The 11484-nt window shown below is 31.2% G+C and carries 20 protein-coding genes; all 20 read left to right on the top strand.

All coding sequences use genetic code 11. The features are described 5' to 3' along the window. The first annotated feature begins 124 nt into the window (after nucleotides 1-124). The 20 genes from QRN68_RS26355 (at nucleotide 125) to QRN68_RS26260 (ending at nucleotide 11433) form a co-directional block, all read left to right on the top strand. Nucleotides 125-412, top strand: coding sequence for a 3-isopropylmalate dehydrogenase (locus QRN68_RS26355; protein ID WP_285400388.1), 288 nt, complete (start codon nucleotides 125-127; stop codon nucleotides 410-412). Nucleotides 413-483: 71 nt separating this feature from the next. Beyond that, the gene (locus QRN68_RS26350) at nucleotides 484-969 is read left to right on the top strand and encodes a hypothetical protein (RefSeq protein ID WP_285400387.1); all 486 of its coding nucleotides are present in this window, start codon (nucleotides 484-486) and stop codon (nucleotides 967-969) included. A gap of 261 nt (nucleotides 970-1230) precedes the next feature. Continuing rightward, nucleotides 1231-1629 carry an immunity 22 family protein gene (locus QRN68_RS26345; RefSeq protein WP_285400385.1) on the top strand — a complete coding sequence of 133 codons (399 nt, stop codon included), beginning with the start codon at nucleotides 1231-1233 and terminating at the stop codon, nucleotides 1627-1629. A gap of 58 nt (nucleotides 1630-1687) precedes the next feature. Beyond that, the gene (locus QRN68_RS26340) at nucleotides 1688-2263 is read left to right on the top strand and encodes an SMI1/KNR4 family protein (protein WP_285400384.1); all 576 of its coding nucleotides are present in this window, start codon (nucleotides 1688-1690) and stop codon (nucleotides 2261-2263) included. A 73-nt stretch (nucleotides 2264-2336) separates the two neighbouring features. Continuing rightward, nucleotides 2337-2759, top strand: coding sequence for a hypothetical protein (locus tag QRN68_RS26335; protein WP_285400383.1), 423 nt, complete (start codon nucleotides 2337-2339; stop codon nucleotides 2757-2759). Nucleotides 2760-2921: 162 nt separating this feature from the next. Beyond that, complete coding sequence (locus tag QRN68_RS26330; protein WP_285400382.1) at nucleotides 2922-3737, top strand: hypothetical protein; 816 nt, start codon at nucleotides 2922-2924, stop codon at nucleotides 3735-3737. A gap of 221 nt (nucleotides 3738-3958) precedes the next feature. Then, nucleotides 3959-4414: an SMI1/KNR4 family protein gene (locus QRN68_RS26325; protein WP_285400381.1), complete on the top strand. Its 456-nt coding sequence runs from the start codon at nucleotides 3959-3961 to the stop codon at nucleotides 4412-4414. A 168-nt stretch (nucleotides 4415-4582) separates the two neighbouring features. Next, the gene (locus tag QRN68_RS26320; RefSeq protein WP_285400380.1) at nucleotides 4583-4912 is read left to right on the top strand and encodes a hypothetical protein; all 330 of its coding nucleotides are present in this window, start codon (nucleotides 4583-4585) and stop codon (nucleotides 4910-4912) included. 71 nt (nucleotides 4913-4983) lie between these two features. After that, on the top strand, nucleotides 4984-5337 hold the full coding sequence (locus tag QRN68_RS26315; protein WP_285400379.1) for an immunity 51 family protein: 354 nt from the start codon (nucleotides 4984-4986) through the stop codon (nucleotides 5335-5337). A gap of 474 nt (nucleotides 5338-5811) precedes the next feature. Continuing rightward, nucleotides 5812-6396 (top strand): SMI1/KNR4 family protein, encoded by a 585-nt coding sequence (locus QRN68_RS26310; RefSeq protein WP_285400378.1) that lies wholly within the window; start codon nucleotides 5812-5814, stop codon nucleotides 6394-6396. Between the two features lie 236 nt (nucleotides 6397-6632). Beyond that, on the top strand, nucleotides 6633-7016 hold the full coding sequence (locus QRN68_RS26305; protein WP_285400377.1) for a hypothetical protein: 384 nt from the start codon (nucleotides 6633-6635) through the stop codon (nucleotides 7014-7016). A 188-nt stretch (nucleotides 7017-7204) separates the two neighbouring features. Then, a complete protein-coding gene (locus QRN68_RS26300; RefSeq protein ID WP_285400376.1) occupies nucleotides 7205-7351 on the top strand; it encodes a hypothetical protein in 147 nt (48 codons plus the stop codon). A gap of 256 nt (nucleotides 7352-7607) precedes the next feature. Beyond that, nucleotides 7608-7844, top strand: coding sequence for a DNA-binding protein (locus tag QRN68_RS26295; RefSeq protein WP_285400375.1), 237 nt, complete (start codon nucleotides 7608-7610; stop codon nucleotides 7842-7844). 42 nt (nucleotides 7845-7886) lie between these two features. Further along, nucleotides 7887-8162 (top strand): hypothetical protein, encoded by a 276-nt coding sequence (locus QRN68_RS26290; protein WP_285400373.1) that lies wholly within the window; start codon nucleotides 7887-7889, stop codon nucleotides 8160-8162. Next, nucleotides 8159-8971, top strand: coding sequence for a zeta toxin family protein (locus QRN68_RS26285; protein ID WP_285400371.1), 813 nt, complete (start codon nucleotides 8159-8161; stop codon nucleotides 8969-8971). The genes QRN68_RS26290 and QRN68_RS26285 overlap by 4 nt, the downstream gene beginning before the upstream one ends. Before the next feature lie 168 nt (nucleotides 8972-9139). Then, entirely contained in the window at nucleotides 9140-9352 is a 213-nt protein-coding gene (locus QRN68_RS26280) for a hypothetical protein (RefSeq protein ID WP_285400369.1), read from the top strand. An 80-nt stretch (nucleotides 9353-9432) separates the two neighbouring features. Beyond that, nucleotides 9433-10014 carry a Fic/DOC family protein gene (locus QRN68_RS26275; RefSeq protein WP_285400367.1) on the top strand — a complete coding sequence of 194 codons (582 nt, stop codon included), beginning with the start codon at nucleotides 9433-9435 and terminating at the stop codon, nucleotides 10012-10014. 394 nt (nucleotides 10015-10408) lie between these two features. Continuing rightward, complete coding sequence (locus QRN68_RS26270) at nucleotides 10409-10591, top strand: hypothetical protein (RefSeq protein WP_285400366.1); 183 nt, start codon at nucleotides 10409-10411, stop codon at nucleotides 10589-10591. Beyond that, entirely contained in the window at nucleotides 10578-10862 is a 285-nt protein-coding gene (locus QRN68_RS26265) for a hypothetical protein (protein ID WP_285400364.1), read from the top strand. The genes QRN68_RS26270 and QRN68_RS26265 overlap by 14 nt, the downstream gene beginning before the upstream one ends. Before the next feature lie 319 nt (nucleotides 10863-11181). Further along, complete coding sequence (locus QRN68_RS26260) at nucleotides 11182-11433, top strand: hypothetical protein (RefSeq protein WP_285400363.1); 252 nt, start codon at nucleotides 11182-11184, stop codon at nucleotides 11431-11433. Nucleotides 11434-11484: the final 51 nt, after the last annotated feature.

Genomic DNA, 11484 nt, shown 5'->3' with positions numbered 1-11484 from the left:
GCAACAAAGCGCCCAGTCGGAACGGAAATCAACCACACGTTTTGGTGAAGAGCCTAATTATTATATATTTAAATAGAGATTAACAAAAGTACAAATAATTTTTAAAAAGGAGTGGAATGGAAAAATGGATTTCTTCAAAATATTTATGTTCCTTTTTATAATTATTGCAAACATAATAGGATTTTTTGTGTTTTTTAAGAAGAAAAGTATATATTTAGCTGCCTTAACAATATTATGTTTAGCTATAGTATTTGGTGGAGCAGGAAGTTTATTAGCGATAGCAATAATTAATGATCCATTTGCAATATTTTTTGGTTTGCAAATAGGGTACATTCTGCTGATTAATGGCGTGATTGTCCTGTTAATTGCAGTTCTAAAAACAGTAGTAAAGAAAATAAATAGTGTAATGTAATAATAGTTTTAGACGTAGAAGCTCATACAAAAATATTAAATACCTGTCATAAAAAGCGAGGTTGATTTTTAATGAACGAGGATATTAATAAAATTATTGATTGCTTAAAAAAAGGTTTAAAAGAAGATCCTTCAAATATTGTTTTTGGAAAATTAAATGAAGGTATCGAGGGAGATAGTAAAGTTAATTCTTTAAAGTTAGGAAAATATTACGACTTATTAAATTTAACAAACGGAATGCGTTGTGGTGATATTGATCTATGGAGTTACAGTGAATTAGAAAGAAATCAATATGTTCTCTCAGATATACAAGATGAAAAAGAATCATGGTTATCAATAGGCCAAATTCTATATGAACCATTAATAATGAACAGATTTGATGGGAATGTTTATAGATTTGATATGGATGAAGATGGTACTTTAATGAATTATTTTGGAGAATTAGATTTCTTTTTAAAAAATTATGTTTTTGGATATGGATATAGTGAAGTTATCCCGAATTCTGAAGATGATGATTGGTTCTTGTTTCTGAAAAAGAAAGGAATAATTTCTGATTAACTATAATGAGAAAAGTAAAAATCACATCTATAACGAAAAAAGTGTATACAAAACATTTTCATTAATCAAGGTAATCAAAGATATGAATATCTATTAATTACCTAAACACAAAAAGTACCATATGAATGACTTATGAAGATGGGAAATATTGTTATATGTGACAACCTTTCATTCTAGTAGCTAATATTACAAATGGATACAAATTTAATATTGGAACTGAGTATCTAGTATAGAAAATATATGAGAGAGAGTGTAAAAGTAATGAATATGTCTAAAGTGCATGTTTGGGTAGGGGTAAATAATGTTGATGATGAAACTTTTGAGAAGTACTTCGAATTAGACTATGACGATCTAGATATGGATATTGATGATCCTCTTTATAAAGTGTGTCAATTTTGTCTAGATATAAACGAAAAATGGTACGATGAAGACTGTATTGGCGTTTATAAGGAAGATAATACTGTAGATGTTCGTGTATTATTGGAAGAATTATTGGTATCAAAGGAGACATTGTTAGAAATACAAGACATTTGTAAAAAAAGAGGATTAGAAAATAGTAATGCTATGTTTTATTATATGGATTCAGAAATAAATGTAGCAGATCTAAACAAACTTTATAATGGATTAACTTATATAGGAAAATTTTGCACGAATTTATAATATCGATATATTTCGTATTATAAACACTTACATATCGGCGGCACTGATTATTTTAAAAATGGTACAGGATGAACTAAAAAAAGAAGGGTGTGGAACTTTAATGAACAGCAATTCTAAAGGTAACACTAATGTCTTTTTGAATAACGATATTTCATTTGAGAATTCTTGGAAGGAAATATCGGTTTCCAAAATAAATGAGATTATATCTGATGAATTTCCAGGAAAAAAGGATTTTATAGAGTTTTACCTTGTTAAAAATGGAGGGGTGTTTACTAAAGGGGCATATATTTACCCTGATAATTTTTATGAAATAACAAACAAGGATCATATCTCGATAGAAATTGGGAGTTTTTTTCATATTCCATTAATAGAAGATAAAGAGGATTCTTATTACACAATGTCTATTGAAAGAGCAAGAGATAGAAGGATAGATTATTCTGAGGACTTCGAGAACTTTGTTTTATTTCATATCCCTTTTGCTGATAATCATGCGGATAATGATTTTTGGATTGATATCCAAACTGGGGAAATTAAATATATGGATTACGAAAAAAGTTACGACCCAGATGATGCAATCGTTGTAGCACCTTCATTCTTAGAATTTTGCAAGCACCTTCAGGCAACACTTAAGTAGACTGTAATGTAAAAAAGGAAATTGGCACTTACAGGCGAATTTATACCTAAACCATTATTGGAAAGGTGATATTTTGAATTATGAAAGTAAAACTATAAAACTTGCTATGGATGACGGGAAAATAGTTGAAGGTATGATGAAACTATATGAGGAATCTCCAGATGATGAAGAAATGGTTTTAATAGAATTATTATTATTAGGTGACACAATAAGTTTCAAACATGAAAACTTTTTCCTAGCACTTCAAAGCCTGCGACATCATCTAGAGGATAAGCATATACAGGTTATGTGTAATGGGGCTGCGTTAAATGTTTATCCATCTACAATGCAGCTATCGATGGTTACCGGACGTTTAGCATATAAAGTAAAATGGGGAGAACAAGCTAAATTAAAAGATGTGGTTGACATATTTGAGTTTGACAATAGTTTGAGGTTTGTAAAAATCGAAGAACAGTTCAGCTACTATATTAGGTGGTTAAAAAGTTTAAAGGGTTAGCTTAGTTAAGAAGAATTTAGTAACTATGAGATTTTACAAAGTAATCGAGGGTTACTTAGTGTCAAAATAGATTTTAATAAGCAATTTTCTCACTGAAGAGTGGACTCAAAAGGGAGTGGAAGAATGCGTCCGAACAAATATTGGAAGTATTTTGATCGAGTAATGAAAGAGTACAAAAAAAGAGTGGTTTCGGATGAAGAAGTAAAAGAAATACTAGATGATCGAATGCAGGAAATGAAGGACTTAATTGAAAAAAATGAACGAAATCTTTTAGCTGATAGCTTAGGCTTATTAATAGGTGTTCACCTTGAAATGAATGCAAAAAATAGAATACTAAATGGAGAACCATCAGCATGGATTTTATTAGAGCAACAACTTTTTTGGTTGAATCAAATGATTAAAAGCAATCCAAGTGAAAGAAATGTATCGGACAGAGAAATAGGAGGGCTGATTGGGCTTTCTTTATTATGGGGTTATGAAGATTTTGCAGAGCTAACATACAAATATGCAACTAATATGTTCACGAAAGATCGAGATTTTTATTCTGAGAATAAGACTCATCATGTTTTCATGACATGCCTATATCACAAATGGAAAACTGGAGAAATGCCTGAATTGTTTAATATTTTACCAGAAGATCATATCTACCAAAAATTGATGCGCAGTTGGAACGATACAAATAATTTTGGAGAATATCTTTATGAACTTTGTGATTTTCACATCTATAGTTTAAGCGACACACCAGACAAATCAAGTGAAATTTTATCGTTCGACTGTATTCCTTACGATTATTATTGTATTCAATTACTAAGAGAAAAAGAGGGACTAGTCACACCTAATATAGAGCATCCGTTGCTTCAAACACCACTGGCTGAAATTCCAAAGGATAGACCTGGGTATAAACTTGATGAGGATGAGGTATTGCAATTCGTAATTCAAAATGAAAAAATACCTGATTCGCAACGCCTCATACGTTAAAGGCGTTTCATAATGAGATACCTTCAACAGTTAGGTGGAATATGAGTGGTGATATGCATGCAATGTTGTTACTTCTACAAGGCTTTCATGTGATGCAGTAGATAAAGATTGATTTGAATTTAAATGAGGCGATAAATCCACTAATTAAGATTTATTGCTTTTTTTAATATCTTATTCATGATTTACTTAATATGGAAAGTGTGGAAGGCAGGGTGTTGACTGTGGATGCAAATCTTATTAGAAGAATTGAATCTTTTTTAAACAAAAGTGAGTTTAAAGAGTTTAAAGGAGAACCAGCTACTGACGAAGAAATTTTGAATGCTGAACAAGTTTTGAATGTAAAGTTTAACGAAGAGTATATTCAATTTATTAAATTATTTGGAGGTGCTTGTGCAGGATTTGCTATACATGCATTTAAAAACGGAAGTTCATTGGGAAAAGCCACTGTAGTCGAGCTTACTCATCGATTTAGAAAAGGTGGAGAAGATATGATTCCACAAGAATTGAAAGATGCTTATGTGATTTCAGATGATGGCACAGGGAATCCCATTTTAATGAATAAAGAGGGAAAGATATTTATTTTTTGGCATGATTCATGGGAAGTAGAATTACTACATAACTCGCTACAGGAAATGTTAATGAAGTATTTTCCGCAATCAGGGGGTTATTACGTATAATCTGCGATAGAAATAAAATATATTCTTGAGCCAGAAAAGATTTAGCGGATCTAATATTAGATATACCTTTTGAATAGGTTTATGAGATATTTGTAAATTAATAGATTTAATAGATAAAAATATGTGAACAATCTTAAAAGTAAGATATAATAAAAATTGGAGGAAATTATGAAAATTTTCAGTGAAGCACCAGACGGTAATGAAGCGGCAGAACTAGAAAATGCTCATTATTTTAATTTGGCAATTGAGAAAATTGAAGAAAGCAATGAGTGGTTGAAGAAAGCTGAGAAGCCATATCAGGTTATGTTAGTTCATTTAGATATTTTGTTGATGCTTTCTAGAAAGTATAAAGCAGATGCAAACTTAAGTATTAAGAAAGATAGGGTTCAGAATGGAAAAATACTTTTGACACATGGTTTACTAGGTGCGGTCATAAAATCCCTTCAAAATATAGAAATGGAATTAAAGAAAACGCTGAAGAGTTATTTTATGAATTGAGTGAATATGGTCATTAAAGTATGCTGCAACGTTTCGAGGTGTAAAAAAATTATTTTTGGTGGTGGATTAAGATGAATTTTGTAGATGATAAACAGAAAATCGCTCCGTTTTTTTGGGTGAACCATGATGGAGGTTCTGCGTCCTTATGTTTAAATGTGGGCGACTATAAGCACGAGCTTTTTGATACGCGATCTGATGAAGGATTTGAGGGGAACGGCTATGATTGGAGTTCTTTAGCAATAGTTTTTCTTGAAGAAAAAATGCCCGAATTAAAAGGTATTGTCAATTTTGATCCCGAAGCCGATATGTTTTGTGCGTATTCTTCTGATAAAAAAGCATTAGAGAAGTTTGCTATTTCATTTAAAAATATATGTGAAGATGATTCTTCCATCACAGATTTATTTTCTCGGGCTGAATTAGATTGAATTTAATATAATATTAAATTTCTCTCAGGCGAATTATTGATATCAGATTCGGATAATATTTTCATTTCGGAAGAGGGAATACGTACCTTGTCTTTGAGTTCTAATATTTTTCATATTAAGCAGTTTGTTAATTAATGTAGAGTGCCTGTACTTGCAACAAATCTTTACATTTCTAAATGATTTGAAGTTTGATTTAAAACGGCAATAAATCCATGGATTAGGGTTTATTGCCGTTTTTTAATACTATATAACGGATCTACAAGTATAGATTTAAAAACTGATTTTCTTGGATAATTGTCCAGAAAAGTTGTAGTATGCTTATATTTGTGACCAGTTCCGTATTACCCCAATATTTATACTTTAATTTAAAACGGCAATAAATCTATGAATTAGGAAGAAAGATCATTCGAAGTATCATAAATTTTATCATCCGGACGACTAAGGCGAAAGAAACGAATGGGGAGGCGGAGCATTATGTCAGAAAAAATAAATAGAGAACCAATATTACCAATTAGACAGATAGGGGAAGACAATTGGATTGAAAATCTGTCATCCTTTCTTGAGGATCGTGATGTAGAAGTGATTTCGTTAGAAGATGAACAAATTTTTCAAAAAACAGAGCGATATCTAGATTGGATAATTCCTTTTCAAACGAAAGAATATTTCTTAAATTTTGGTGGTATTGAAAGTTCTGATTTCATGTACAACCTTAAAAAAATTAATGAGTGGGAAGTATTGACCAATTCTGTTTGGGAGTTTGTATCATTAAATTTTAAACAGCAAGAAACAGATAAATATATTGTTTTTTCTGAAAGTCCTAGCAATGATCCTATATGCTTTAAAAGGGACACTGCACAGGTATATTTGTTTTCACATGATCCCATTAAAAGGACTAAAGTATATAAAGATTTCAATGACTATTTATTAAATGAGATAATTGATATCCAAAAATTGTACACAGAAGTTACTTTTGATTGTTCTAAGAAAGAAATAGAGTATAAAGCAAATTTGCTAGATGGCGATAGTATTGATTTTAATTTCCGTTATTTAAAACTTTAAGTACAAATAACAGCAGAGATAATTTTATCTAATGCACATATAAAGAAGCTGTAATAAGCGGTTTTACATGTTTTTTTGTATTTACTTATCTATGGTGAAATAGTTTTGGTTTCAGACTATTTGGTTGAATTGAAAATTATTCGACGGGGTTGCTGAACTCAGAAAATGTCAGGAGTAAATTTGTGAAAAGATGGGATTGAATAATTTTTAAATGTTAACAGAAGGTGATTAGAAGTATGATTGCAATTAACGATTTTAACCGAATTGGTGAAAATCTTTTTAGATTTATTTATAACCTAGGTGAAATCGCTTATAGCTCTGTTGTTACTTTTAAAGAAGCATGTACAGATGCTCATTTTAATTCAGTTTTTCCTTTAATCCAAGATAACTTACTTTGGTTAGAAGAAAGTGTTGATACGCTGAAGGGGCTAGTTGAAGAGAAATTGCGTTTTAATACAGATGTTAACGAATTTAAGCATCTACATATTGTTTCATTTTCTTTGATTTTTGAGGAAAATTTTGATGTTCCGATTATTCAAATTGCTTATGGTGATGATGGGGTTTATTTGACAGTAGGTATAAAAGAACAACAAATATTTCAAATCACGCTCAATGAATAATAAAACAAAATGAAAAATTAGGTCAGGAGGTTATTTCTCAAGGTTACATTATTCCGATATAATCCCTTTTGGGGACTGATTTCGCTTCTATAGGAAAAGATAAAAAATGAAAAAAAGTAAAAAATATACAATATCTATTTATGATTATAAATAGATATTGTATAATAAGGATATAAAGGTGAATATAAGTGGATGAATTTGAAAAAGTCCTTGCGCTTGTCGCACTTGTTGCTACAGCATTTAAAGCCTTCACATCAGGCTTTAAAGACATTCACGACATGAAACAAGGAAAAAAGAAAAAGCGACGTTCCCCGGCTAAGAAGAATCGTCGCTAATATTTCGGGAAGGAGGTTAACCCTCCTTCTTTAACAAAATTATAACACATCCACTTATTTGTATATATGAAAAAGGTATTCGAAAAATTTGGTTATGTAAATATAGCCTTGCTGTTTGCTAGTACAGTTATAATACTGAAGTATGTTGATTTTCAAGATCGTTCAGTCTTTGGCAATGTATTACTAACCCTGTATGGGATCACAATTTTAATCCACGCTGCAAGACTTATGTTTATAATTAAAGTGAGGTGAAATTGTGGAATATAAATTTGCATCAACTGAAGAACTTCTTGAATTTTTAAATGAAGAATTATTGTCTGGAGCTGAAGCAGCTTCAATATTAGAAATATCAACGGCCCGGCTAGGACAATTAGTGAAAGATGGAAAATTAGTAGTTGCTAAAGAACAACCTAAAATGTTCTTAAAAAGCATGCTACTGGAGAAAAAAGACGAACTCGAATTACTCCGGAAGAAATATAGACCATATGAATAGTTGAGTACCTGGTGGTTTCATTAAAAGAAGGGAGTGTTGAAAATGGAAAAGCCTTTAAACTACGAAAAAACTTTCAAAATCGAAATATTAAATGAATTTGCTAATGGTGTCTATAATCGTTTGTTAAACTTTGTTTTGAATAATGGTATGGATCAACAGGATAAAAATAATCCTTATAACGTCTTATTAGACCAGTTTGTTGAAATGCTAGATATAAATTTATTTAAATTGTCATTTGAAGAATTAGAAGTATTAGATGGCTATTGGACCAATATGAATAGCTATATTAAAGAAATAACAAAGGGAAAATTAGCATGAATAAATTAGACTTAGCTTATTTTTCTGAAGATCAGTTTCAAGTGCGTTTACAACAACATTTACAACGATTAAGCAGAAAAAAAACGGTACAAAAAAATCCTGTTGTGTTTATTTTAGGTGGGCAACCAGGTGCAGGGAAAAGTTCGTTACATGATATTATTAAAGACAAATTAAACGAAAATGTTATTACTATTGATAATGATACGTTTAAACCTTCGCACCCGAACTTTGATTTACTCGTTGGGAAATACGGTAAGAATTATGTAGAACATGTTACTCCTTTTTCAAATAAAATGACTGAAGCCTTAATTGAATATTTTAGTAACCAAGGTTATAACTTAACTATTGAGGGTACTTTGAGAACCGTTGAAACGCCAATAAAGACTGCTACAGACTTAAAAGAAAAAGGATATGAAGTAAGCCTTTATGTTATGGCCGTATCGAAAGATTTATCTTATTTAGGTACGCTGGAGAGATATGAAGCAATGTATTTAAAAGAACCACAAACGGCAAGATCAACGGATAAGGCTATTCACGATACGGTAGTTTCTAATTTACCTAATAATCTTGATACCCTTTTTAAAGGTGATATTTTCACCGATATTAGTCTTTTTACAAGGGAAGGAACTAAGGTTTATTCTAGTGCTGAAACGCCGTCTATTAGCCCAAAACAGGTTGTTAATGAAGCTTTAAATCAGGAATTACCTAGAGATGTCTTAGTTAATAAAATTAATAATATTATTAATCTGACCAAGCAAAATAATCACCAACTACCTGAACTTTCAAATTGGCAGAAAGAACTTAAATAACAAGGCCAACAAAGTATTTTCTCTTTGAGGGCGTAAAAGAAATTGATACCAATATCAAAGGCCAACAGCAGGATCAAGCCAAAGATAAAAAGCGAGAACAATCACTTTAAATGTTTGTAAATTAAAGAGGAAATTCAAAAAACATAATGAAAAAGAGGAGGATAAAATATGGGTAAATATAGCATTGCTAATACAACTAGAGAAGAACGCGCAGAAAGATCTGCGCGAGCGGAAGCGATTAACAGCTTAGGAGCTAAACCAGTAGCGCCTGAAGATCAATTATTGTTTCAACGACATATTGACGGTGAATTGGAAATTGAGGAAGTAACACAAATATTGATTGATAAATACAAAGAACCCCCTAAAGCTCTGAATGATTAATTTCAGAGCTTTTTTGAAATTCATTATTAGGGAGCGTGATATTTATGAAGGATCCGTACTTAATACCAAATAGTTTTGTATTGAAAAACAAATTAAATATTACTACTCAAGAAAAATTAGACATGGCTGAAACTGCTATCTCAAAAGCTAAACTCCATTCCATTCTTGATGTTAAAGGGGACTTTGATTATAAGCATTTAATGGATTTACACAAGCACATTTTGGGTGATGTCTATGAGTGGGCCGGACAGCCTCGTTTGATGGATATAGAAAAAGCTGAATCCGTACTTTCAGGTTTGAGTGTTCGATATTGTCATCATAAACAAATTCCTGCTGAAGCTAAAGCAGCCATTGACGAATTGAAAAATGTGAATTGGCGTAATTTAGATACATATGAGCAGAAAGCCGAAGCATTTTCAAAAAACATGGCTACATTATGGCAGGTACACCCTTTCCGGGAAGGTAATACGCGAACTGTAACAGAATTTTGTGTACAATATGCGGCTACTCAAAATATATTTTTAAATCAAAATTTATTCGCTGAAAATGCTTCATTTACTCGAAATGCACTTGTTATGGCGAGCATCGGGGAATACTCTGACTTTTCACATTTGAATAGAATTGTTAAGGACGCTATGGAGAGTGGCGATAAGGAAGGATAAGCGTTAAAGAAAAAAACGAACAAGCTAAATCAACATCTGAAGATATTTTTTCTTTAAAAGGTGTTAAAGAGATTGATACTAAAATTAAAGCGCAGCAGGACCAATCTAAAGAGAAGAAAAGAGACCACTCTCGTTAAATAAAAAAGGGTGGGAAATATTCTTTTTTATCCAATTGTGTATACAGTTTAAGTTATTAAATTTTTCTACTTAACAATATGATGGAAATGGAGAATTTTTATAAATTATCTGAAATAAAAGAAAAGTTCGAGCTTGAAACAGACCCGGATGTGAAGGAGTTATACTTATCGATATCTAATGTAAGAAGTTTTAATTAATGGATTAGAATGAGTAAATTATGAACAAAAATTTTAAAATGTAGAGGGAGTGGGTAGAAATGAGAAAAAAAACTCATGAGGAAAATCTGGAGGAAGTAAAGGCTGTCTTGGCATTTGAAGGCTTAGAACTGTTACCAGAATTGGAGGAGCTCATCTTGAAAGAAGCTAAAGGGGAGATTACAGCACTCCAAAGCGAAGAAATGGCAATGAAAATCTTGGGTTTGAGCAATGGGAAAATTTAATCAATCTAAATATTGTTATCCTAACTCCACTATCTTGATTAATAAATTTGATGTTCATGATCAACAAAAATTAGACCAATTAGAAGCATATTATGTTGGAAGACGTTTATATCAATTGCGAGAAAATCCATTACGTGGGAAATTGTATATCGAAGAACAAGGAAAAGAGTTATTTAAAGAATTAAAAAAAATAAGGAATTTTTCACATGAACTTTATAATTTACAAGAATGTACAGACTCTTCTTCTTTTATTGAAGTTGAAAATTACTAAAATGAATATGTTCACGTTTCAATTTTAAATTGTAATGTAATGGTAATCCGCGATAAGAAAAAGATACTGCTAGAAGGCGAGCTTGAGGAAATACAAAGGTTCGTCACCAATTTTATTTTCAATTAAAAGTTAATTGTTTTAGTGATTCCACAGGATGAAAAAAATTACAAACATAAGTAAGAAGACCATTTTGTATGGGAAGGGAATACAATTCTGTCTGAGTGTGCAGAAGGCTGCTAACTTTTGAATTCAGTGCAACGAAAATGTCTACTTAAGATAGAAGTATATAAGGGATGTGGATAAATGGATGTATTACTACGTGAATACTATTTTAAAAAAGGAAGCAACTTTAATAGAATTTCAGGGAAATACAGATAGATTATTTGATTATTTTGTTCGAGATGCGATTGATGGGGAGTTCTTGAAATATGTTGAATTGAAAGGAATAGCTCAAGAAGGCATGAATGAAGAAGACTTAGAGAAATGTGATTTTTTAAGCGGTATAGTTGGTTTACCGATATTTTCTGAACGTTTTGTTGAAAAGTCCTCATCATTATTGAATCAAGAATGATGTTAGTCTAAATAATGGACACAGAGAATTGGGAGTTTATAAAGTATAATA

Source organism: Lysinibacillus sp. fls2-241-R2A-57 (assembly GCF_030209535.1).
GTDB lineage: Bacteria > Bacillota > Bacilli > Bacillales_A > Planococcaceae > Lysinibacillus.
This window is presented reverse-complemented; position numbering and strand designations above follow the sequence as displayed.